Annotated in this window: 21 protein-coding genes; 14 read left to right on the forward strand and 7 right to left on the reverse strand. The window is 71.4% G+C overall.

Annotated features, from left to right (window positions below; genetic code table 11):
* Positions 1-163: 163 nt before the first annotated feature.
* From GWK25_RS05015 to GWK25_RS05025, 3 genes are all read left to right on the forward strand, one after another.
* The gene (locus GWK25_RS05015; protein ID WP_215448660.1) at positions 164-661 is read left to right on the forward strand and encodes a TM2 domain-containing protein; all 498 of its coding nucleotides are present in this window, start codon (positions 164-166) and stop codon (positions 659-661) included.
* Positions 654-1,052 (forward strand): DUF2752 domain-containing protein, encoded by a 399-nt coding sequence (locus GWK25_RS05020; RefSeq protein ID WP_215448661.1) that lies wholly within the window; start codon positions 654-656, stop codon positions 1,050-1,052. The genes GWK25_RS05015 and GWK25_RS05020 overlap by 8 nt, the downstream gene beginning before the upstream one ends.
* Positions 1,053-1,395: 343 nt before the next feature.
* Positions 1,396-1,659: a TM2 domain-containing protein gene (locus GWK25_RS05025; RefSeq protein ID WP_033525300.1), complete on the forward strand. Its 264-nt coding sequence runs from the start codon at positions 1,396-1,398 to the stop codon at positions 1,657-1,659.
* 192 nt (positions 1,660-1,851) lie between these two features.
* Here GWK25_RS05025 and GWK25_RS05030 read toward each other — a convergent pair whose 3' ends face one another.
* The 5 genes from GWK25_RS05030 to GWK25_RS05050 all read right to left on the reverse strand — a co-directional run bounded on the left by GWK25_RS05030 (position 1,852) and on the right by GWK25_RS05050 (position 6,175).
* On the reverse strand, positions 1,852-2,613 hold the full coding sequence (locus GWK25_RS05030; RefSeq protein WP_215448662.1) for a succinate dehydrogenase iron-sulfur subunit: 762 nt from the start codon (positions 2,611-2,613) through the stop codon (positions 1,852-1,854).
* A complete protein-coding gene (gene sdhA / locus GWK25_RS05035) occupies positions 2,613-4,367 on the reverse strand; it encodes a succinate dehydrogenase flavoprotein subunit (RefSeq protein WP_215448663.1) in 1,755 nt (584 codons plus the stop codon). Before sdhA ends, GWK25_RS05030 begins: the two co-directional genes overlap by 1 nt.
* Positions 4,368-4,390: 23 nt before the next feature.
* Positions 4,391-4,882 (reverse strand): succinate dehydrogenase hydrophobic membrane anchor subunit, encoded by a 492-nt coding sequence (locus tag GWK25_RS05040; protein WP_184904364.1) that lies wholly within the window; start codon positions 4,880-4,882, stop codon positions 4,391-4,393.
* Between the two features lie 5 nt (positions 4,883-4,887).
* Entirely contained in the window at positions 4,888-5,268 is a 381-nt protein-coding gene (sdhC, locus tag GWK25_RS05045; protein WP_078853945.1) for a succinate dehydrogenase, cytochrome b556 subunit, read from the reverse strand.
* Between the two features lie 280 nt (positions 5,269-5,548).
* Positions 5,549-6,175, reverse strand: a complete 627-nt coding sequence (locus GWK25_RS05050) for a 2-oxo-4-hydroxy-4-carboxy-5-ureidoimidazoline decarboxylase (protein WP_251828717.1) — start codon at positions 6,173-6,175, stop codon at positions 5,549-5,551.
* A gap of 210 nt (positions 6,176-6,385) precedes the next feature.
* Between GWK25_RS05050 and GWK25_RS05055 the strand changes: the two genes are divergently transcribed.
* The 5 genes from GWK25_RS05055 (at position 6,386) to GWK25_RS05075 (ending at position 11,010) form a co-directional block, all read left to right on the forward strand.
* On the forward strand, positions 6,386-8,038 hold the full coding sequence (locus GWK25_RS05055; RefSeq protein WP_374105917.1) for a glycoside hydrolase family 20 protein: 1,653 nt from the start codon (positions 6,386-6,388) through the stop codon (positions 8,036-8,038).
* A 260-nt stretch (positions 8,039-8,298) separates the two neighbouring features.
* Positions 8,299-9,147, forward strand: coding sequence for a DUF4328 domain-containing protein (locus tag GWK25_RS05060; RefSeq protein ID WP_215448664.1), 849 nt, complete (start codon positions 8,299-8,301; stop codon positions 9,145-9,147).
* 90 nt (positions 9,148-9,237) lie between these two features.
* Complete coding sequence (locus GWK25_RS05065; RefSeq protein WP_215448665.1) at positions 9,238-9,783, forward strand: hypothetical protein; 546 nt, start codon at positions 9,238-9,240, stop codon at positions 9,781-9,783.
* Between the two features lie 85 nt (positions 9,784-9,868).
* Entirely contained in the window at positions 9,869-10,462 is a 594-nt protein-coding gene (locus tag GWK25_RS05070; protein WP_215448666.1) for a hypothetical protein, read from the forward strand.
* Positions 10,463-10,581: 119 nt separating this feature from the next.
* Positions 10,582-11,010 carry a hypothetical protein gene (locus tag GWK25_RS05075; protein ID WP_215448667.1) on the forward strand — a complete coding sequence of 143 codons (429 nt, stop codon included), beginning with the start codon at positions 10,582-10,584 and terminating at the stop codon, positions 11,008-11,010.
* A 242-nt stretch (positions 11,011-11,252) separates the two neighbouring features.
* Here the strand turns inward: GWK25_RS05075 and GWK25_RS05080 are convergent, their stop codons facing one another.
* The gene (locus GWK25_RS05080; RefSeq protein ID WP_215448668.1) at positions 11,253-13,286 is read right to left on the reverse strand and encodes an FG-GAP-like repeat-containing protein; all 2,034 of its coding nucleotides are present in this window, start codon (positions 13,284-13,286) and stop codon (positions 11,253-11,255) included.
* 353 nt (positions 13,287-13,639) lie between these two features.
* On the opposite strand from GWK25_RS05080, the gene GWK25_RS05085 reads away from it, so the two are divergent.
* The 4 genes from GWK25_RS05085 (at position 13,640) to GWK25_RS05100 (ending at position 17,573) form a co-directional block, all read left to right on the forward strand.
* On the forward strand, positions 13,640-14,230 hold the full coding sequence (locus GWK25_RS05085; RefSeq protein ID WP_215448669.1) for an RNA polymerase sigma factor: 591 nt from the start codon (positions 13,640-13,642) through the stop codon (positions 14,228-14,230).
* Entirely contained in the window at positions 14,227-15,219 is a 993-nt protein-coding gene (locus GWK25_RS05090; protein WP_215448670.1) for a hypothetical protein, read from the forward strand. Before GWK25_RS05085 ends, GWK25_RS05090 begins: the two co-directional genes overlap by 4 nt.
* A gap of 384 nt (positions 15,220-15,603) precedes the next feature.
* Positions 15,604-16,290 (forward strand): RNA polymerase sigma factor, encoded by a 687-nt coding sequence (locus GWK25_RS05095; RefSeq protein WP_184904345.1) that lies wholly within the window; start codon positions 15,604-15,606, stop codon positions 16,288-16,290.
* Positions 16,290-17,573 (forward strand): hypothetical protein, encoded by a 1,284-nt coding sequence (locus tag GWK25_RS05100; protein WP_215448671.1) that lies wholly within the window; start codon positions 16,290-16,292, stop codon positions 17,571-17,573. The genes GWK25_RS05095 and GWK25_RS05100 overlap by 1 nt, the downstream gene beginning before the upstream one ends.
* A 317-nt stretch (positions 17,574-17,890) precedes the next feature.
* On the opposite strand, the gene GWK25_RS05105 is transcribed toward GWK25_RS05100, so the two are convergent.
* Entirely contained in the window at positions 17,891-18,817 is a 927-nt protein-coding gene (locus GWK25_RS05105) for a L,D-transpeptidase family protein (RefSeq protein ID WP_215448672.1), read from the reverse strand.
* Between the two features lie 223 nt (positions 18,818-19,040).
* Here GWK25_RS05105 and GWK25_RS05110 point away from each other — a divergent pair, with 223 nt between their 5' ends.
* Positions 19,041-20,621 carry a methylmalonyl-CoA mutase gene (locus tag GWK25_RS05110; protein ID WP_215448673.1) on the forward strand — a complete coding sequence of 527 codons (1,581 nt, stop codon included), beginning with the start codon at positions 19,041-19,043 and terminating at the stop codon, positions 20,619-20,621.
* A gap of 151 nt (positions 20,622-20,772) precedes the next feature.
* Positions 20,773-21,426, forward strand: a complete 654-nt coding sequence (leuE, locus tag GWK25_RS05115) for a leucine efflux protein LeuE (RefSeq protein ID WP_215448674.1) — start codon at positions 20,773-20,775, stop codon at positions 21,424-21,426.
* Positions 21,427-21,439 lie beyond the last annotated feature (13 nt).

The raw sequence follows: 21,439 nt of genomic DNA on the forward strand, positions 1-21,439 counted from the left end.
GCCAACTGCGATCAGGGGCTGTGACTCCGCCCACATGCGGGAGTCGGGGCGGGACCGGTCGAAGTAACAACTTCTCTCCGGGCCCTCCCCTCCTGCAATATGACGGACAGCCCATAGTGAGTTTTTCAGCCGCTCAAGCAAACAACACGCAGGAGTCAGTACCGTGACCGAGCAGCCTCAGCAGCCCGCTCAGCCCCCGCAGCCGCCGCAGCCCGGATACGGGTACCCGAACGCCGCCCCCGGCCAGCCGGGCGCCGGCCCGTACGGGGCTCCGCAGGGCGGCTACCAGCAGCCGGGCGCGGGCCAGCCCGGCTACGGCTACCCCCAGCAGGGCGGCTACCCGCAGCAGGGCGGTTACCCCCAGGGCGGCTACCAGGTGCCCCCGACGCCGGGCGGCGCGTACACGGGCGACCCCAACGCCCCGTACGGGTACGACCCGTACGGCCGCCCGTACTCCGACAAGTCGAAGATCGTCGCGGGCATCCTCTCGCTCTTCCTGGGCTCCTTCGGTGTCGGCCGCTTCTACATCGGTCACGTCGGTCTCGGTGTCGCGCAGCTCCTCACCTGCGGCGGCCTCGGCATCTGGGCGCTGGTCGACGGCATCATCCTGCTCACCAGCAGCAACACCACGGACTCCAACGGACGTGTCCTGCGTGGCTGAGCGCGGCCTCAGCACCCTCCGGCATCCGGCGGCAGCCCCCCTCGCGGTGGCCGCCGCCGGGCTGGCGGGCGCCGCGTACCTGTACGGCACCAACCCGCACGAGCCCGGCCACCTGCTGCCCCAGTGCCCGTTCCGCTACGTCACCGGGCTGCTCTGCCCCGCCTGCGGCGGCACCCGCATGGTGTACGACCTGATGCACGGCCAGTTCACCGCGGCCTGGCACGACAACCGGATGTTGCTGCTCGCCGCGCCCTTCGCGCTCGCCCTGCTCGGCCGTTGGGCCTTCGAGGGGCTGCGCGGCCGCCGTTGGCGCCCCGCGCTCAAGCCCCGCACCCAGGCTCTGATCCTGGGCATCGCCGTGACGTGGACGATCGTCCGCAATCTGCACTGAGCCGATCTGTACCGAGCCGATCGGCGCTGAGTCGGCCCGCGCCGAGCCCGCGCCGCACCCGTAAATCCCTTACGCCCGCTTTATCTTGCTCAGTTGTCGCAAGTTGGCTGGAATCGGATCACGGAATCGGAACGATCGCCCTGATCCACTCCCATCCGCCCCTCACGTCTCATTACGCTGCAACCGCTACAGGGGGGATGACGGGGGATTACGTCGTGCTCGATCGCTGGCCGGTGTTCGCCGTGCCCGGACGCAGCACGTTCTCTGCCACGCCTTTCCTCCTGTGATCGCTCCCGGAGCAATCCGCTTCGGTATCTCAGTCAGTAATCCAGGAGTTACTTCCATGACCGTCCCCACCCCTGACGCTCCCTTCGGCCACGACCCGCAGGGTCGCCCGTACTCCGACAAGTCGAAGATCGTCGCGGGCATCCTGCAGCTCTTCCTCGGCACGCTCGGCATCGGTCGTTTCTACGTCGGTTCCGTCGGCGTGGGCGTCGCCCAGCTCCTCACCTGCGGTGGTCTGGGCTTCTGGTCCCTGATCGACGGCATCCTGTTCCTCACGAGCAACGACCGCACCGACTCGCAGGGTCGTGTCCTGCGCGGCTGAGTGCGGAGGATCGCCGCTCAGGTGATCGACCGAAGGGCCTCGTCCACCCCGGAGCTTCCCCCAAGGCTCCGCGCGGGGACGGGGCCCTCGTGCGTGCGCACGCACGGGCCGCACGCCCGCCGTGCACGCCCCGAGCACGAGGAAGGCCCGCAGGTGATCCTGCGGGCCTTCCTCATGCGTTGCGGAGGCGGATCAGAAGCGGCGCGTGATGAGCGCCCGCTTCACCTCCTGGATCGCCTTGGTGACCTCGATACCGCGCGGGCAGGCGTCCGTGCAGTTGAACGTCGTACGGCAACGCCACACGCCGTCACGGTCGTTGAGGATCTCCAGCCGCTGTTCGCCGGCCTCGTCGCGCGAGTCGAAGATGAAGCGGTGGGCGTTGACGATCGCGGCCGGACCGAAGTACTGGCCGTCGTTCCAGAACACCGGGCACGAGGACGTGCACGCGGCGCAGAGGATGCACTTCGTGGTGTCGTCGAAGCGCTCACGGTCCTCGGCGGTCTGGAACCGCTCACGCGTCGGCTCGTTGGTGTCCTTCGTGATCAGGAAGGGCATCACGTCCCGGTACGCCTGGAAGAACGGCTCCATGTCCACGACCAGGTCCTTGAGGACCGTGAGGCCCTTGATGGGCTCGATCGTGATCGGCTTCTCGGGGTTGATGTCCTTGATCAGCGTCTTGCAGGCCAGACGGTTCTTGCCGTTGATCCGCATGGCGTCCGACCCGCAGATGCCGTGGGCGCAGGAACGACGGAACGTCAGCGTGCCGTCCACGTCCCACTTGATCTTGTGCAGACCGTCGAGGACGCGCTCCTTGGGGTCGATCTCCAGCTGGAAGTCTTCCCAGACCGCCTCGGCCGCGACCTCGGGGTTGAAGCGGCGCACGCGGAACGTGACCGTGATGTAAGGGGAGGCGGCGGAGTCCGCCTCGACCTTGTCCAGAACGGGGGTAGCCATCAGTACTTACGCTCCATCGGCTGGTAGCGGGTCTGGACGACCGGCTTGTAGTCGAGGCGGACGGTCTCGGAGCCGTCGTCGCCGACCTCGCGGTACGCCATGGTGTGACGCATGAAGTTGACGTCGTCGCGGTTGGGGTAGTCCTCGCGGTAGTGACCACCGCGGGACTCCTTGCGGGCCAGCGCGGAGACGGCCATGACCTCGGCCAGGTCGAGCAGGTTGCCCAGCTCGACGGCCTCCAGCAGGTCGGTGTTGAACCTGCGGCCCTTGTCCTGGATCGCCACGTTCTTGTAGCGCTCGCGCAGCTCGGCGATCTTCTCGACGGCCGTCTTGATCGTCTGCTCGGTGCGGAACACCATGACGTTGGCGTCCATGGTCTCCTGCAGCTCGCGCCGCAGCTCCGCCACGCGCTCGTTGCCCGTGGAGGAGCGCAGCCGCTCGATCTGCTCGACGACCAGGGACTCCGGGTTCTCCGGCAGCTCGACGAAGTCCGCCTTCTGGGCGTACTCGGCGGCCGCGATGCCCGCCCGGCGCCCGAACACGTTGATGTCGAGCAGCGAGTTGGTGCCGAGACGGTTGGCGCCGTGCACGGAGACACAGGCGACCTCACCGGCGGCGTACAGACCGGGGACGACGGTGGTGTTGTCGCTGAGGACCTCACCCTCGACGTTCGTCGGGATGCCGCCCATGGCGTAGTGCGCGGTCGGCTGGATCGGGATCGGGTCCGTGTAGGGCTCGATCCCGAGGTAGGTCCGCGCGAACTCGGTGATGTCCGGGAGCTTGGCGTCCAGCTGCTCCGGCGGGAGGTGCGTGAGGTCGAGGTAGACGTGGTCGCCCTCGGGACCGCAGCCGCGGCCCTCACGGATCTCCGTGTAGATGGAGCGGGACACGACGTCACGGGACGCGAGGTCCTTCATGACCGGCGCGTACTTCTCCATGAAGCGCTCGCCGTCCTTGTTGCGGAGGATGCCGCCCTCACCGCGGGCGCCCTCCGTCAGCAGGATGCCCATGCGCCAGATGCCGGTCGGGTGGAACTGGAAGAACTCCATGTCCTCCAGCGGCAGTCCGCGACGGTAGACGGCGGCCTGGCCGTCACCGGTCAGGGTGTGCGCGTTGGACGTCACCTTGAAGAACTTGCCGCAGCCGCCGGACGCGTAGATCACGGCCTTCGCCTGGAAGATGTGGATCTCGCCGGTCGCCAGTTCGTACGCCACGACACCGGCCGACTTCTTGACGCCGTCGACCTCGGTGATCAGCTGGTCCAGGACGTAGAACTCGTTGAAGAACTCCACGCCGTGCTTGACGCAGTTCTGGTACAGCGTCTGCAGGATCATGTGGCCGGTGCGGTCGGCCGCGTAGCAGGACCGGCGGACCGGCGCCTCGCCGTGGTTGCGGCTGTGACCGCCGAAGCGGCGCTGGTCGATCGTGCCGTTAGGGGTCCGGTTGAACGGCAGGCCCATCTTCTCCAGGTCGAGGACGGAGTCGATGGCCTCCTTCGCCAGGATCTCGGCGGCGTCCTGGTCGACCAGGTAGTCACCGCCCTTGACCGTGTCGAAGGTGTGCCACTCCCAGTTGTCCTCCTCCACGTTGGCGAGCGCGGCGGCCATGCCGCCCTGCGCGGCGCCCGTGTGGGAGCGGGTGGGGTACAGCTTGGTCAGCACGGCGGTCCGGCTGCGCTGCGTGGACTCGATGGCCGCGCGCATACCGGCGCCGCCGGCGCCGACGATGACGGTGTCGTACTTGTGGATCTTCATGATCGGTTGCCTCAGCCCCGTGCCTAGCGGATGTTCGGGTCGAAGGTGAAGATCACCAGCGTGCCCAGCAGGATGGTGAACACCGTGGCGGTGTAGAGCAGGCCCTTGAGCCACAGCCGCGTGTTCGGGCGCTCCGCGTAGTCGTTGATGACCGTGCGCAGGCCGTTGGCGCCGTGCAGCATCGCGAGCCACAGCATCAGCAGGTCCCAGGTCTGCCAGAACGGCGAGGCCCAGCGGCCCGCGACGAACGCGAAGCCGATCTTGGAGACGCCGCCGTCGAGGACGAGCTGGATCAGCAGGTGGCCGATGACCAGGACGACCAGGACGATGCCGGACAGACGCATGAAGAGCCACGCGACCATCTCGAAGTTGCCGCGGGTCGACCGGGGGGTCTTCTTGGTGCGCTTGCGGGGCGGCTCGATGACGGGGGCCGGGTTGTCGGGGCTGTAGCCCGACAGTTCCCCGGCGCCCTCGACGGGGCCGATGCCGGAGGCGGTGGTTTCAGTGGCGGACATCTGCCTCAGCTCCCGAAGACTTCACGGACGGCGTGGCCGAGGACGGGGTACAGGGCCCCGATCATCAGCACGAGCCAGATGCCGACGACGGACCACAGCATCGTCTTCTGGTGACGGGGGCCGTTGGACCAGAAGTCGACGGCGATGACCCGAAGGCCGTTGAGCGCGTGGAAGAGGACGGCGGCGACGAGGCCGTACTCCAGCAGCGCGACGATCGGCGTCTTGTACGTGGCCACGACCTTGTCGTAGGCGTCGGGGGAGACACGGACGAGAGCGGTGTCCAGCACGTGTACGAACAGGAAGAAGAAGATGAGGACGCCGGTGACTCGATGAGCCACCCAGGACCACATTCCTTCCCGGCCGCGGTACAGCGTTCCAGCCGGCACGGAAGAACCCTCCGGGAGCGGGGATTGGGGCCGGCCGGCTTGCTTGTCGGTCTGACCCGGCCGGGTACGGTCCACCGGCCCCGGCCATGGTAGCGACGTCGTTGCACTTGGCTTAAGCCGGGAGGGTTGGTGTGATCAAACTGGCATACAAAGGCGCACGTAAGGGTGAGTACCGGGTGGGGCGGGCCGGGCGTGGGTGCGGGTTGGATTCCCGGGTACGGGGGGTGGGGGTTGTTCGCGCAGTGCCCCGCGCCCCCGAAGAAACCCAGTTTCCCGCGGTCTACGGCACCGCGCAGGTGTTCGTGCGGCTGACGTGGGTGGTCAGGCGGGTTCTTGCCAGGCGGCGTAGTTCCTCGGCCACCACCACGCGCTCCTCCTCCGGGTCGTTCGAGAGGCGGGAGCGGATGCCCTCCAGGGTGCGGTCGAGGAGCTCGTCCGGGTGGGTGGTGTCCAGGGCGATGACGAAGACGTGGCCGAAGCGGGCCTCGTACGCGGCGTGCGCGGCGTTGAGCGCGGTGTGGGCGACGCCGTAGGTGTCGTCGGGCAGGACGGGCAGGGTCTCGCCCGCCAGGGCCTCCGCCAGGTCCGCCGGTGTGAGGTCGTACGCGGCCTCGTCGGACGCGGCGAGGAGGGCGTCCAGGTCCGGGTAGGGCCGGTGGTCGGTGAGGCGGTGCGCCCAGCGCAGGCTGCGCAGGCAGGCGAGCAGGGCCTGCCGGGCGGTCTCGGCGGGGGCGTGGTTGAACCGCTCCAGGGCCGAGGGGCCGGGAGTGTGGGCCTGCTCCGGGACGGCGACCTGGCCGGGGAGGTGCGGAAGACGGTGCGGAGGCAGCGTGGGTCCTCGGCGGTGCGTAGGGGTCGGCTGGGCAGGCTGTGCGAAAGGTGCCACCACGTTATCGAGGCGGTTCATGGGCTGTCCGTTCGATGCCCGAAATTCACCCGGACGGGAGAGTTTCGGAACCTGTGGTGGACGGTTCGGGCGGGGGGACGTCGTAGGTTCGAGAAGGGGGCTCGGCGGAGAGTCGGGAGTGAGGCCGGGGGACAGCGAGTGGCGAGAGGTGTGTGAGATGTCGTGGACGGCGAACGGGACGAGGACGGGCACGGAGACCGGGGGCCTGTCGTGAACCGAGGCCGGCGCAGGGCACCCCGCAGGAAGACGGCGATCACGTCGAAAGGGTTGCTCCTGGGCACGGGAGTGGTGCTGGCGGGCGGTGCGGTCGCCGTGGCCGTGACCGTGTGGCCGGGCGACGGGACGGGCACGCCCAGCGGCTCGGGGCCGTCGCCGGAGCGGTCGTCCGTGAGCGCCGCCGGGACCACGCCCTCCGCGTCCCCCTCGCCGTCGCGTACCTACCCCCTGTCGACGAAGCCGCGGACCGTCCCCGCCGTACGGCAGCACGAGGCCGCACGCGGTCCCGGGTGGAAGCCCGCCGACGGGGGCCGGGTCGTCGTACGGAACGCCGCGCTGGCCGACGAGGGGCGGCTGACCGCCGGGGAGCTGGGGCTGGCGTACGCGGGCGAGGCGCGGCCCCGGGCCGGGGACGTGGAACTGGCGCTGACCGGGGCCGATGCGCCGAGGTCGGAGGCGTACACCCTCACCGTGAAGGACGGACGCGTGCGGATCGCCGCGCCCGCCGAGGCGGGGGTCTTCTACGGCACCCGCACCCTGAAGCAGGAGGTGCGCGGCGGCGGTACGGCGCCGGAGGGCGTCGTCCGCGACGAGCCGGCCAAACCGCAGCGCGGGTTCATGCTGGACATCGCGCGCAAGCACTTCACGGCGGGCTGGATCGAGGACCGCATCCGTGAGCTGGGTGACCTGAAGTACAACCAGCTCGGCCTGCACTTCTCCGACGACCAGGGGTTCCGGATCGAGTCCGCGAGCCACCCCGAGGTGGTGTCCCGGCAGCACCTCACCAAGGCCCAGGTGAGGAAGATCCTGGACCTCGCGGAGAGCCGGCACATCACGGTCGTACCGGAGATCGACTCACCCGGACATCTGGGTGCCGTGATCGCGGGCAATCCGGGGCTCCAGCTGAAGAACGCGCAGGGCGTCGCCGCGAGCGGGGCCGTCGACATCTCCAACCCCCGGTCCGCCGAGGTCGTGGACGAGCTGCTCGACGAGTACGCCGACCTGTTCGACGGCGCGTACTGGCACCTGGGCGCCGACGAGTACCGGGCCCTGATGGCCGCCGACCCCGAGGCCTCGTACCCGCAGCTGGCCGCCGCCGCGCGTCAGAAGTACGGCGCCGGCGCGACCGTCGCGGACCTCGCCACCGGCTGGCTGAACGACCGCGCCAAGGTGATGCGCGGGCACGACCGGACCGTCCGGGCCTGGAACGACGGGTTCTTCCGGGGCGGCTCGGTCCAGGCGGACAAGGCCATCCAGGTCGCGTACTGGACGGGCAAGGAGATCGGGGCCCGGCCGCCGATCGAGTACCTGAGCGCCGGCCGACAGGTGATCAACTACAACGACGAGTACCTGTACTACGTCCTCGGCGAGCCCAACCAGTTCGTCTACCCGACCGGGCAGCGCATCTACGAGTCCTGGACTCCCCGGGTGCTGCGCGGTACCACCGCCGTGCCCGCCCAGTACGACGAGCAGATCCTCGGCGGCTCCTTCGCCGTCTGGTGCGACCTCGCGAACCGCCAGACCGAGGCGCAGGTCGCGGCGGGCGTCCGGATGCCGCTGCGGGCGCTCTCGCAGAAGCTGTGGGACCCGGGCAAGCCGGGCCTGACCTGGGCGCAGTTCCGGGAGCTGGCGGGACGCGTGAGCTGAGTCCCGGGGCGCGGGCCCGCGTGCCGCCCGGCACCGGCCCGCGCGACGATCGGCGTCATGGAAAGGGAGAGGGAAAGGGGTGGACGGGCGGCGCGGGTGAACCGTATGTTCCGCCTGTTCGGCTGCCGAGCGTGAGGGTCTGGGGAGGACCGCCGTTCGGTCTGTTCCGATCAACCGATCACCATCACCGATCACGCCAATCACCATCACTGATCACGGTCGCCCGATCACGGTCGTCCGATCACGCGGGGGGCTCCACGATGAACTGTGCGCGCTGCGCGACCTATGCCGCGGCACCCGGCGGTGAGCTGTGCCGCCAGTGCGAGGCGGCGGATCTGCACCCCGCGCCGGCGCCCACGCCCGCGCACGCCGCCGTTCCGCACCCGGCGGCGGGGCTCCCCGCCCACACGGCCCTGCCGATCCAGTCTCCGCACGGCCCCGCGTGGCTGCGGTCACCGGTGGGGCTGGGGCGTGCGGTGGCGATCCTGCTCGGCGTGGTCGCCGTGACCGACCTGGTCGCGGTGTGGGCGGACCTCGTGATGCTCGACGTGCTGGGAAGGATGACGGAGGGGGAGTACGGGTTCAGTGTCGATGCGGACGCGGACCGGGCCGACCGGCTCACCGGTCTGACCGGCAGCGCGCAGATGCTCGCCTATCTCGTCACCGTCGTCGTCTTCCTGGTCTGGTTCCACCGGGTGCGGGTCAACGCCGAGGTGTTCGAGCCGTTCGGGCACCAGAAGAGGCGGGGCTGGGCCATAGCGGGCTGGATCGTGCCGGTCGTGAACCTCTGGTACCCACGCCGGATCGCCCTGGACAGCTGGGACGCCAGCAGTCCGTCGACGAAGCCGCGATCGCACGCCCTCGTCAACGCCTGGTGGGCGATGTGGATCATCACCGGTGTGGCGAGCCAGGTGAGCGGCCTGGCCCTGCGCCGGGCGGAGACGGCGGAGGAACTGCAGGCGGCCACCGAACGTGTGCTGTTCGCGGACGCGTTCGAGGTCCCCGCCGCCGTGTTCGCCATCCTCTTCGTCCTCGCCCTCACCCGTATGCAGGACGACAGGGCGCGGAGCGGGCCGCGTGCGGAGCCCGAGCCCGTGTCCGCACTCTGAAACCGTCCTCCTTCGCGGCTGTCCAGGGGATCCGGGCGGATTGCCCGATTCCGGGGGCGAACCGCCGTACGGGTGTGGTCTATTCCCGGTATGGGGTACTGGGGGTACTACGTCGTGGGCAGAAGCGAGCGGCCGCTCGCGGAGCTGGACGCGCTGGCGGGGGCCGAGGCCATGACGCTGTGTGTGACGGCGGACGACGGCTGGCAGATCTGGGCGTACCCGACGGGCGCACCCGGTGCCGAGACGGCCGGGGGTTCCGGGAGCAGCGGCGACGTCGGCAACATGAACACGCTCGCCCGGGAGACGGGCGCGCCCGCGCTGTTCGGCTACGTCATGGACAGCGACTGCGTGGTCGTCGAGGCGGCGGCACCGGAGAGCGGGGCGTGGACGACGTGTCTCGCGCGGCGTGCCATGGCCGCCTATCTGGGGGACGGTCAGGGGCTCACGGTCGAGGACTACTTCCTCGAACCGCGCGACGCCGCCGAACGCGCCGTCGCCTGGGCCGCGGAGGCGGGGCGGGTCGTCGTCGAGCGTTCCCTGGTCGAGGTGTTGACCGCAGAGCCTGGACCGGCGGACCCCCTGGCTGAAAACATTCTCTTCCGGTTGCTCGACCGGCTCGGGGTCGTCCCGCTGTGACACTCCCGCGTCGTCGCACGCAGTAAGGGGAAGTGCGGGCTCCGTATAACCGGGGCACGGTCGAGCAGGATTTAGGGGAGGCGCGATGAGCCTGGTGGAGCTGTTGGCCCAGGCCGACGAACGTGGTCTGGCGGCCGGTGGGTTGGCTTGTTTGGACCGTTGCGTACCGCTTCTCGGGGGTGACGACGAGGTCCTGCGTCCACTGTGGGCGGGCCTGGTGGACGAGGGGGAGGAGTGGGGAGAGCGAGTCGCGAAGATTCGGGGTGAGCTGACGCCTACGGACCCCTCCGACGTCGGCTCCGGCGAGGGCGGTGACGGTGACGGGGGCGAGGAAGTCGTCCTGCTCGCCCGCCGGATGCTCGACGCGGTTCCCGGGGAGCGGTCCGGTGAAGGGCTGCGGGAGTGGGCGGAGGTGTGCTCCGTCTCCGCGCTGCGGATCCATCAACTCCTCGACCCGCTGGACGCCGGGGGCGCCGACTCCGTGGCGGCGTGCCGGGAGGGACGTACCGACGGCGCGTCCCATCTCGTCGCCGCCGAACTGCGCCGTCAGGTAGCGGTGTTGGAACTGCTCGCCCAGCACGGCGCGGCGGGGCTGCGGCAGGCGCTCGGTGTCGCCACGGAGGGACGGCGGGTGCTGCGGGCGGTCGTGTCGCGGCGCGCGCGAGGGGCGCAGCGGTAAACCTCGTTTCCTGGCGGGTCCTGTGGGTGTCCTGGGGCTGCGTGTGGCGGTCCTGCACCGGTGTCGGGGACAGGTCGAAATCGCGAAACGTCTCGTGTCGTGCAGGCGCTTTCCCGAGTGTGAGCGCACAGCAGACATTCAGTTCGGTCGGTGCCCCCGGCGCACCGGGGAGTCGAGGAAACCGGCCCGGGAGCGCGGCGAAGCCCCTTCGGTGGGCCGCCGACGCGGTGGCGATGATGCGGGAAGGGGCGCGGGTACGCCTCGACTACTCGACGCAGAGCCTGTGGCGGGTGGACCGGATGATCGAGGAGATCCGCCGCGAGGGAGCGCCGTACGCCGCCGTGGAGGGGGCGTTGCGGGGTTTCGGGGCGTACGGCGGTGAGGTCGTCGTGCGCTGGGCCGGCGGCGAATGGGTCGAGTCGGACGGCGGCTACTGGGTCCGCACCTGGGACGGCCGCTTCTGGGACCCCTTCGACGAGGCCCGCCGGTGCTACACGGGGGACGGGTCGTTGCGGCTGCTGTGCCACGATGCGATGCCCTCCGGGTAAGGGCGGGTGAGGCCGGGTGAGGCCGGCTTTCGGCTGCGGGTGCGTGGGGCTTCTGGCGCAGTTCCCCGCGCCCCTGAAAAGCAGGGGCTGCGCCCCGTGCTTTCGCCCCTGAGTGGCCGTAGGCCCTCAAGGGGCGCGGGGAACTGCGCGACCAGCCCCCACCGGACGGACGTGTGCAGGTCAAGGGCGCAGCCCCTTGAGGATGGGACGGGTAGGGGCGGCGGGGGCGAGGAAAAGCCGGGCTACGGCGTCAGGAACTGGCCGAGTCGCGCGCCCTCCGACGCCCCCAACTGCGGGACGCCGTAGTACACGGCCCGCGAAGCCACCGGCACACCGTCCACCGACGGCATGAACAACACCGTGCCGTTCCCCCCGTCCTCCCCCTCCACCCCGACCAGCACGTCGCCGTACCCGTCCCCGGTGACATCCGCCCCCGACACCGCGGAGCCGAACTTGTCCTCGGCCTCGGTCGAGCCCGCCACGTCCGGCGCGTCCTGCGAGAACGCCACCGACCCCGCGCCGCTCACCCCGGCGGCGGCCCCCTTCAGCAGCCACACCGACCCCGCGTTCGGCCGGTTCTTCCCGGCCCGGGTGATGTCCTCGTTCGGCGCCCCGGTCAGCATGTCGGCGTACCCGTCGGCGTCGACGTCGCCGACGGCCACCGAGGAGCCGAAGCCGTCCGAGGTCTCGGAGGCGCCCTCCACCCCCGCCGTGGCCTGGTGGACCGTCCGCGTCCCCGTCGAGCCCAGCCCGGTGGACGTGCCGGGCACCACGGTCACCTGGCCGCCCGCGTTGCCGCCGGACTCGGAGGCGTAGGGCTGACCGACGACGAGGTCGTCGTAGCCGTCCCCGTCGATGTCGCCCGCCGCGACGGCGCGTCCGCCCTTCACGGTCAGGGTCGCCGCCTTCGTCAGCCCCAGCGACCGGGAGCCCTTGAACCAGACGATCCTGCCGATGCCGGACGCGTCACGGTAGTTGAGGGCCACGTCGGTGTAGCCGTCCCGGTTGAAGTCACCGGTCGCGGCGTCCGCGTGGGCGAGGGAACCCGTCGCCGTGGTGAGGTCCCCGGCGACCTCGTGGCCGTCGCCGAAGCGGGCCGCCCAGTTGCCGCCCGTCCCGGTGGCGGCGGTGAACACGTCCGCCCTGCCGTCCGCGTTGAAGTCCCCGGTCGCCACGGTCGCGCCGAACCGCGCGCCGGCCGGCTCGTAGTCGTCGCCGAGGGCCATGGTGTCGGCGCCATCGGTGAAGGACGGCCCGTAGAGGATCGTCACCGCCCCCCGGTCCGCGTGCCCGGTGGTGTCGTCCTCACCCGGTGCGCCGACCACGAGATCCGCGTACCCGTCACCGTCGACATCGCCCCACGCGGTCGCCGCGCCCCACTGGTCGCCGGACTCGGCGGCGCCCGGCACGCCCGCGCTCGCCTGGTTCAGGCGGAGCCTGGCGGTCGGGACGGGCCCGCTCGTACCCCCCGGCACCAGGGTGACCCAGCCGCTGCCGGTCCGCGGGGTCGGCACCACCAGGTCGATCACGCCGTCGCCCGTGTAGTCGGCGGTCGGGACGGCCGAGGCACGGGCCGGGGAGGCGGCGTAGCGGCGTATCTCGGGGAGCTCGGCGTAGAGGCCCGCTCCCGGCGAGGTGAGGGACGCCGCGTCGCTGCCGCCGGCTATGACGTCCAGCTCCGCGGACTCGCCGCTCGTGTACACCCCGGTGTCCTCGGACGCCGTCAGCGTCACCCTGCCCGTGGGGTCGCCCGCGTACTGGCCCAGCTTCCACGCCGCCAGCCGTGCCACGGACTCCACGGCCGCCCGGCTCGGCGCGCCGCCGTCGAAGTCGCCGAGGACCGCGACGCCCGTGGACTCCCCGTCGAAGCCGGGGGTGTGCGCGCCGCGCACCGACAGGTCCGCACCGCCCGCCCGGCCCTCGTAGATACGGCCGCACTTGTCGACGACGAAGTTGAAGCCGAGGTCGCCCCGGCCCGCCGCCTGGATGTCGTCGGCCATGAGCGCGCGGATCAGGGCGGGCGACTCGGCGCAGCTGTAGGCGTTGGTGCCGCCCGTGTCGTGGACGAACACCGCGCTGATCCGGTCGTTGTACTCGGGAGTCCCCGTCACGGCCGCCTCGTCCGCGCCCCACGCGGCCCTGCTGACGATCGGGGGGCGGGTGACGGTCGAGGGGCGGGCGGTGGGTACGTCGTCGGCGGCGGCCGTGCCGACGCCCGGCCCGACCACGGCGTAGGACACGAGGCCCGCGCCACCGGCCACGACGGCCCCCCACATCAGCCAGCCCCTCCGCCTCGGCCCCAGCGGCTCCGACGCATGGCTCCTACCGTGACTCAAATGCCCCACCCCTGGATGAACGGTACGAAGACGCCACCCCGGCGCGGGGGTGACCCTCTATTCAGCGCACAGGACTTCACGGAGATCGGCATCGGGGGGTGCGGGTGTGGCCCATGTCACGCGCGGGGTGGGGCTCTTCGGGGGGCGTATCGGCCGCTGTGACACTTCCGCGAGGCGTGACGCAGATCAGCGTGGGGGCTGGGCGTCGGCCGGGACGGCCCCCGGGAAGGCGATCCCGGCACTGACTTGGCACTGTCCCGACAGTTCGGGGCCAGGGAGGGGAACCGCGGCGCGTGCAGGCCTACGACGGGGAGCTGGGCGCGGCCGTCGCGCGGGCCCAGGCCGGCGACGAGGCCGCGTTCGCGGTGGCGTACCGGCTCGTGCAGCCGGGGCTGCTGGGGTATCTGCGCGGCATCGTCGGGGACGACGCGGAGGACGTCGCCTCGGACGCCTGGCTGGAGATCGCGCGGGACCTCGGACGGTTCAAGGGCGACGGAGCGGGCTTCCGCGGCTGGAGCGCGACCATCGCCCGGCACCGGGCCCTGGACCATCTGCGGCGCCAGCGGGTCAGACCCCGGGCGACCGCCCTGGAGAACGACCTGCTGGAACTGCCCGGTACGCACAGCACCCAGGACCAGGCGTTGGAGAGCCTCTCCACCGAACAGGCCCTCGCGCTGGTCGCCCGGCTGCCGCGTGACCAGGCCGAGGCCGTGCTGCTGCGTGTGGTCGTCGGCCTCGACGGCCCCGCCGCCGCCCGTGTCCTCGGCAAGCGCCCCGGCGCGGTCCGCACCGCCACCCACCGGGGCCTGAAGCGTCTCGCCCAGCTCCTGCGGAGCGAGGGTGTGACGGATGACGGCCCCCGGACGCTGGGGGAGTCGAGATGACCGACAGCGACGCCGGGACGCACGGCGAGAGGGAAGGGCGCGAGATGCCGTCGGGCAGGACGGAGCCGGACATGAGCGACCGGCCTGACAACGGAGAGCGGGACGACACCTCCCCTGCATCCGTCCCACCGTCCACCGAGTTCCGGGACGCCCCGCCTCCCGCGTCCCGCGACACCTCGCCCGCCGCCGCGCGGGACACCCCCTCCGTCGATTCCCTCCTCGCCGCCGCCGTGCGCGCCGACGCGCCGGCCGACAGCGCGGGGGAGGCGCGGGCCGTGGCCGCCTTCCGGGCCGCGCGGGAGAGCGGGGGCCGCACGGCTCGCACCCGGCGGCGCGACGACTGGCGGCCCAACGCGCGGCGCCGCGTGCAGCTCTCCATCCGCACCACCCTGGCCGTCCTGCTGGCGAGCCTCACCCTCGGCGGAGTCGCCTTCGCCGCGATCGGCTCGGCCGCGCGCGGCGACAAGGGAGCCGACCAGGAGCACGGCAGCTACGAGGACCGGGAACGGCCCGACCGCACCACCGACGGCGCCCCGACCCGGCCGGGCCCCGCGGACGTCGCGCGTACGGCTCCTTCTGCACCGGACCGCTCCGCCACGGCCGACCGGAACGGCGCGTCCCGGAACCCGGACGAGTCCGAACGACGGTCCGACCGGCAGAACGGCGGCAAGGGCACGGGGGAGACGCCTTCGGGCGGCGATCGCCCGGGCGACGGCACGGGCAACGGCACAGGCGCGGGCATCGGCAATGGTTCCGGCAGCGGCTCCGGCGGCGGAGATGTCGCCGGCGACAGCCGCCGGGCGTCCCCCCGGCCCGGCGAGGCGAACGGGCCGACCGGACCGAAGGCGCAGGCCGCCCCGGAGTCGCGTGACGAAACCGCCCCGGAGTCCCGTGAGGAAACCGCGTTGGAGCCGGGTGAGGAGACCGTCCCGGAGTCGCGGCAGGAGGCCGCCCCGGAAACGCCTCAGGAGGCGCGGAGAACGAAGTGAGGCCGGCGTGCTCGCAAGACCCCCGTACTCGCAAGACACCCGGCCACTCCGCCGATGGCAACGGCCGGGGCCGCCACCCCCCACAGGAGAGGCCCCGACCGTCGCGCGGCACGGGCCGCGCGGCGACCCGTACTACCTACAGCGCCGCGTCCACGTTTTCTGTCACACCTCGTCGCATCACGAGTTAGTTGCATGTTCTACGGACATGGACGCCCAGCGGTTTCAGGCCGTAACGTGCCATTCGCGCCGGATCGTGGATGGCGGAAGACCACCACAACCATCGACGGCCCGGTACCGCACGATTCATTGAGGACCACGACCACGACAGCGAGGACCCGGTCCGCGAGAGCGGCCCGGTCGAAGCGCAAAGAGGGGCGCGCGCGGGTGCTGGGGGACGACGCGGAGCTGACCGCCGCGGTGCTTGCGGCACAGGACGGGGACGAGACCGCGTTCCGGACTGTGTACCGCTCGGTGCACCCACGGCTGCTCGGGTACGTGCGGACGCTGGTCGGCGATCCGGACGCGGAGGACGTCACCTCCGAGTCCTGGCTCCAGATAGCCCGTGACCTGGAGCGGTTCAGCGGTGACGCCGACCGGTTCCGCGGCTGGGCCGCACGCATCGCCCGCAACCGGGCCCTCGACCACATACGCATGCGGGGGCGCAGGCCCGCGATAGGCGGCGACGAGACCGAGCTGACCGGCCGGGCCGCCGAGTCCGACACGGCCGGCGAGGCGATGGAGGCCTTGGCCACCGGCCGCACGCTCTCGCTCATCGCCCAGCTGCCGCAGGACCAGGCGGAGGCGGTGGTCCTGCGGGTCGTCGTCGGACTCGACGCGAAGACCGCGGCCGAGACCCTGGGCAAGCGCGCGGGAGCCGTACGGACCGCCGCGCACCGGGGTCTGAAGCGGCTCGCCGAACTGATCGGGGAGAATCCGGAGACGGCCGGTGAGGCCGACCCGGAGTCCGGCGATCCGCTGGACGCCGTACCCCCACCGAGAGGGCCGCGCGCACGCGCGGCTTCGTCCGCCGGTGTGACGCATACGCGTTGGCGGACGCAGAAGGATGTGTGATGGCCGACGAGCAGTACAGGTGGCTCAACCGCGACGCCGCGGAGCGGCTGCTGCGTGGAGAGCCCCTCGAAGCCGTCGACGCCGACACCCGTGACCGTGCCGCCCGGCTCGCCGAGGCGCTCGGCGCGCTGACCCCCGATGTCGCTCCGGTGTCCTCGCGGAGCCCCGAACTCCCCGGCGAGGAAGCGGCGTTGGCGGCCTTCCGCAGCGTGCGAACGGCCCGTACGTCCGACGCGACCACGTCCGCCACCTCCTCCTCCGCCCGTTCCGCCCTCTCGTCCGATGCCGGGCGGACCGTGGAGCCCGGCCGGGGCAGCCGTACGCACACCGCCGCCGTTCCCGCGGCCGACGCGGGGCTCGTCCGCCTGGGACGTCCTGAGCGCCCGGCAGGCGTCGATGGGCGCCGTGCCCGTTGGGGCCGGCCCGTACGGTTCGGGCTGGTCGCGGCCGTGGCCGCCGGGATGCTCGGCGGGGTCGCGGTGGCGGTCGGAGGCGGGGCGCTGACCGCGTTCCGCGACGCCGAACCGGAGCCCTCCGCCACCGTCTCCGCCGGCCAGTCGCCGGACCGGCCGCTGCTGTCGCCGTCGCCGTCACCGAACGAGCAGGACGGCAACGGCCGACGGGGGGCGTGGGGCGACACCAAACCGGAGATGACCCCGGACGGCTCCGCACAGGGCGACGGCCCCTCCGGCGACGGCACCGGCGGCACCGGCGAGGACGGGCGGACCGGGGAGTCCGGGAAGAACGACACCCCCAGCCAGGAGTGGTGGAACAAGGTCCGCTCCGCCTGTCGTGACGTGCGCGACGGCAAGGACCTGGGGGCCGACCGTCGGCGTGGCCTGGAGGACGCGGCGGGCGGCAAGGGCAAGGGGCAGCTGAAGCGGTACTGCGAGGGCGTCCTGGCCGGCGGCTCCGACTACCCCGGCACCAAGAGGCGACCGGGCGGGGGCACCGGGAGCGGGTCCGGTACGGCGGACTCCGGCGACTCCACCGGGCGGTCCGGCGGCGGTGACGGCAACCCGCGGTCCGGCGGTGGCTCCGACGAGGACGACGACTCCCACCGCGGCGGACACGGCGACGGCAAGGGCAACCACCGCCCCGGGCACGGCAGGGGCCACGGCGACGGCGGCAAGGGCAGCGGTCACGGCAAGGGCCACGGGAATGGGCACGGCAAGGGCGGCCAGGGGAACAAGAGCGGCAAGGGCAACGGGGGCAACGGCTACCGGAGTCAGCTCGCCTCGGCGGCGCGGTTCGACGCCGCTGCCCGTATCAACCCCTCCTGACCTGCGCTTTCGCATCCGTCACGAATTCTTTCGCGGAACGGGTAACACTTTTGGCGGTCCCGGCGCAGTAATGAGTGAGCCGACTGGTCATCGGCCGTCGCACTGAGCCGGGGTTCCCCCCGTACCTACGGCTCGTGCACCTCGGCGCGGGCGGGACACGTTCCCCCGGTCCCGCCCGCGCCCCATAACCCCCGTATTTCCCCCGTGGTCCCCCGTGACCCCGTACTCCCCCTGACGCGCCGGGCACCCTCCCGCTATGCGTCATGTGATGCACGTCACGAAAACTTCCGTCGCCGGTCACGCGTCGCCAGGATCCGTCACCAGTACACGACGACCTTGTCGCCGTTCCTGACCTGGTCGAACAGCCGCGCGATCGCCGCCTTGTCCCGTACGTTGACGCAGCCGTGCGAGGCCCCGTAGTACCCACGGGCCGCGAAGTCGGAGGAGTAGTGGACGGCCTGGCCGCCGCTGAAGAACATCGCGTACGGCATCGGGGTGTCGTACAGGGTCGACCAGTGGTCGCGGGACTTGAAGTAGACGCTGAAGACGCCCTCCCGGGTCGGGGTGTACTCCGAGCCGAACCGCACCTCGACCGTCGTCAGCGTCCTGCCGTCCACCATCCAGCGCAGCGTGCGGCTCGTCTTGCTGATGCACAGCACCCGGCCCGTCATGCAGCGCGGATCGGGTGACGCGGCCGGCTGCCCGCCGTAGGCGTACAGCTCCCACTTGCCGGGCTCGCGCGTCATGTTCAGCAGTCGCGCCCATGTCACGCTGTCCGTCTTCCCGGTCCGCGGCAGCCCCCGCTTGCCCTGGAAGCCCTTGACCGCCTGGACCGTCAGGTCGTCGTACGTCCCCGTGGGCCCCGCGAAGAGCCAGGCGACCTGCCGCAGCCGGGCCTGCAACTCGCGTACGTCGAGGCCCTCGTCGCCCTGGGACCAGAGGACCGGGGCGGGGGGTGCGGGTGTGGGCGTGGGGGAGGGCGGCGCGGTCGTCGGGGCCTTGTCGGGCGCCCCCTTGTCGTCGTTCCCGCTTCCTTCGCTTCCGCTCCCGCCCGTGGCCTGGTCCCCGCCGCCGGCGCCGTCGCCTGCGTCCTGCTTCGGAGTGCCGTTCGGCGTGGCGCTCCCGTCGACGCGCACGGGCCGGCGCTGGTCGCCGTGCACCTCGATCCCCTGTGCCGTGCAGGCGCCGGCCATGGCGAGTGCCGCGATCGCGGCCACCGATCTCCGCATGTCCTTGGTACGCATCGGGGTCCCCGTCGTCTCATGATCGGCCGCGTCCGGTCGGTCTTCCCGGACAGGTTGCCCGGACGTGAGCCGTCGCGAACAAACGGGCATGGTTGTGAGCAAGGTCCCAGCAAGGGGCACTCCACCGGACCAACGGTCGCCGCTACAGTCCGACGCCAAGACCGTTGTACTGACGAGTAACAAGCGAGCATCCGAAGCGACGAGCAAGACGGAGGCACACATCATGGCGCGCGAGTCGGAGTCCGGGCTGCCGATCGAGCCGGTGTACGGGCCGGAGGTGCTGGAGGGCTGGGACCCGGCGGAAAAGCTGGGGGAGCCGGGCGCGTACCCGTTCACGCGGGGCGTGTATCCGTCGATGTACACGGGGCGTCCGTGGACGATGCGTCAGTACGCGGGCTTCGGTACGGCGGTGGAGTCCAACGCCCGCTACCAGCAGCTGATCGCCAACGGCACGATGGGGCTGTCGGTCGCGTTCGACCTGCCCACGCAGATGGGTCATGACTCCGACGCCCCGATCGCCCACGGCGAGGTCGGCAAGGTGGGCGTGGCGATCGACTCCGTCGAGGACATGCGGGTGCTGTTCGACGGCATCCCGCTGGACAAGGTCTCGACGTCGATGACGATCAACGCGCCGGCCGCGCTGCTGCTGCTGATGTACCAGCTGGTCGGCGAGGAGCAGGGCGTACCGGCGGACAGGCTGACCGGCACGATCCAGAACGACGTGCTGAAGGAGTACATCGCGCGCGGGACGTACATCTTCCCGCCCAAGCCCTCGCTGCGGCTGATCGCCGACATCTTCCAGTACTGCAGGGCTGAGATCCCGAAGTGGAACACGATCTCGATCTCCGGCTACCACATGGCCGAGGCCGGTGCCTCGCCCGCGCAGGAGATCGCGTTCACCCTGGCCGACGGGATCGAGTACGTGCGCACGGCGGTCGCGGCGGGCATGGACGTGGACGACTTCGCGCCCCGGCTGTCGTTCTTCTTCGTCGCCCGGACGACCATCCTGGAGGAGGTCGCCAAGTTCCGGGCGGCGCGCCGGATCTGGGCGCGGGTCATGCGTGAGGAGTTCGGCGCGAAGAACCCCAAGTCGCTGATGCTGCGTTTCCACACGCAGACGGCCGGGGTGCAGCTGACCGCGCAGCAGCCCGAGGTGAACCTGGTGCGGGTCGCGGTGCAGGGACTGGCGGCGGTGCTGGGCGGCACCCAGTCGCTGCACACCAACTCCTTCGACGAGGCGATCGCCCTGCCGACCGACAAGAGCGCCCGTCTGGCGCTGCGCACACAGCAGGTGCTGGCCTACGAGACGGACGTGACGGCGACGGTCGACCCGTTCGCCGGTTCGTACGTCGTGGAGAAGATGACCGACGACGTGGAGGCGGCGGCCGTCGAGCTGATGCGGAAGGTCGAGGACCTGGGTGGTGCCGTCGCGGCCATCGAGCACGGTTTCCAGAAGGGCGAGATCGAGCGCAGCGCGTACCGCATCGCGCAGGAGACCGACTCCGGGGAACGGGTCGTGGTGGGTGTCAACCGTTTCCAGCTGGACGAGGAGGAGCCGTACGAGCCGCTGCGGGTGGACCCGGCGATCGAGGCCCAGCAGGCGGAGCGGCTCGCCACGCTCCGCGCGCGACGCGACCAGCAGGCGGTCGACACGGCCCTGACCGCCCTGAAGAAGGCCGCGGAGGGCACGGACAACGTCCTCTACCCGATGCGCGAGGCACTGAAGGCCCGCGCCACGGTGGGCGAGGTGTGCAACGCCCTCCGTGAGGTGTGGGGCACGTACATCCCCAGCGACGCCTTCTGACCGCTCGTGCGTGAGCCGCGGCCGATCACGATCGACCGCGGCTGCCTTCTGACTGCCTTTTGGCTGCCTTTTCGTCTGGCTTTCCTCTGGCTTTTGTCTGGCTTCGGGCGGGCATATTGCGATGTCGGACCCTCGTGCGACACTCCTTCTCATGTTCGGTGTCATCGACCTCCCCACCTATCTGGCGGGCCTCGTCCTGATCGTGCTGCTGCCCGGCCCCAACTCCCTCTACGTGCTGTCCGTGGCCGCCCGGCGCGGGATACGGACCGGATATCGGGCCGCCGCCGGCGTATGGGTCGGCGACACCGTGCTGATGACCTTGTCGGCGGCGGGAGTGGCCTCACTGCTGCAGGCCAACGCCGTGCTGTTCGGGATCGTGAAGTACGCGGGCGCCGGCTATCTGTCGTGGCTGGCGATCGGGATGCTGCGGGCCGCGTGGGCGATGTGGCGCAGCCGCCGCGAGCGGGACGTGGAGGGGCCGGGCGAGGAGGTCGCGGAGGGCGAGCGGCCGTTCCGGCGGGCCGTGGTGATCAGTCTGCTGAACCCGAAGGCGATCCTCTTCTTCGTCGCCTTCTTCGTGCAGTTCGTGGACCCGGGCTATGCCTACCCGGCCCTCTCCTTCGTCGTCCTCGGTGCTTTCGCCCAGCTCGCCAGCTTCCTCTACCTGAGCGCGCTGATATTCAGCGGCACCAGGCTGGCCGCCACGTTCCGCCGCCGGAGGAGACTGTCGGCGGGGGCGACCTCGGCGGCGGGGGCCCTGTTCCTGGGCTTCGCGGTCAAGCTGTCCCTGGCGAGCAGCGCCTAGCCTCTGCGCGCCC

The organism is Streptomyces sp. ATCC 21386 (assembly GCF_018728545.1).
Classification (GTDB): Bacteria; Actinomycetota; Actinomycetes; order Streptomycetales; family Streptomycetaceae; genus Streptomyces.

Excerpts from the sequence above, each read along its gene's own strand:
- GWK25_RS05025 (WP_033525300.1), top strand. The coding sequence starts at position 1,396 with ATGACCGTCCCCACCCCTGACGCTCCCTTCGGCCACGACCCGCAGGGT.
- GWK25_RS05030 (WP_215448662.1), bottom strand. The coding sequence starts at position 2,613 with ATGGCTACCCCCGTTCTGGACAAGGTCGAGGCGGACTCCGCCGCCTCC.
- sdhA (WP_215448663.1), bottom strand. The coding sequence starts at position 4,367 with ATGAAGATCCACAAGTACGACACCGTCATCGTCGGCGCCGGCGGCGCC.
- GWK25_RS05040 (WP_184904364.1), bottom strand. The coding sequence starts at position 4,882 with ATGTCCGCCACTGAAACCACCGCCTCCGGCATCGGCCCCGTCGAGGGC.
- GWK25_RS05050 (WP_251828717.1), bottom strand. The coding sequence starts at position 6,175 with ATGAACCGCCTCGATAACGTGGTGGCACCTTTCGCACAGCCTGCCCAG.
- GWK25_RS05060 (WP_215448664.1), top strand. The coding sequence starts at position 8,299 with ATGAACTGTGCGCGCTGCGCGACCTATGCCGCGGCACCCGGCGGTGAG.
- GWK25_RS05065 (WP_215448665.1), top strand. The coding sequence starts at position 9,238 with ATGGGGTACTGGGGGTACTACGTCGTGGGCAGAAGCGAGCGGCCGCTC.
- GWK25_RS05070 (WP_215448666.1), top strand. The coding sequence starts at position 9,869 with ATGAGCCTGGTGGAGCTGTTGGCCCAGGCCGACGAACGTGGTCTGGCG.
- GWK25_RS05080 (WP_215448668.1), bottom strand. The coding sequence starts at position 13,286 with ATGTGGGGGGCCGTCGTGGCCGGTGGCGCGGGCCTCGTGTCCTACGCC.
- GWK25_RS05090 (WP_215448670.1), top strand. The coding sequence starts at position 14,227 with ATGACCGACAGCGACGCCGGGACGCACGGCGAGAGGGAAGGGCGCGAG.
- GWK25_RS05100 (WP_215448671.1), top strand. The coding sequence starts at position 16,290 with ATGGCCGACGAGCAGTACAGGTGGCTCAACCGCGACGCCGCGGAGCGG.
- GWK25_RS05105 (WP_215448672.1), bottom strand. The coding sequence starts at position 18,817 with ATGCGTACCAAGGACATGCGGAGATCGGTGGCCGCGATCGCGGCACTC.
- GWK25_RS05110 (WP_215448673.1), top strand. The coding sequence starts at position 19,041 with ATGGCGCGCGAGTCGGAGTCCGGGCTGCCGATCGAGCCGGTGTACGGG.
- leuE (WP_215448674.1), top strand. The coding sequence starts at position 20,773 with ATGTTCGGTGTCATCGACCTCCCCACCTATCTGGCGGGCCTCGTCCTG.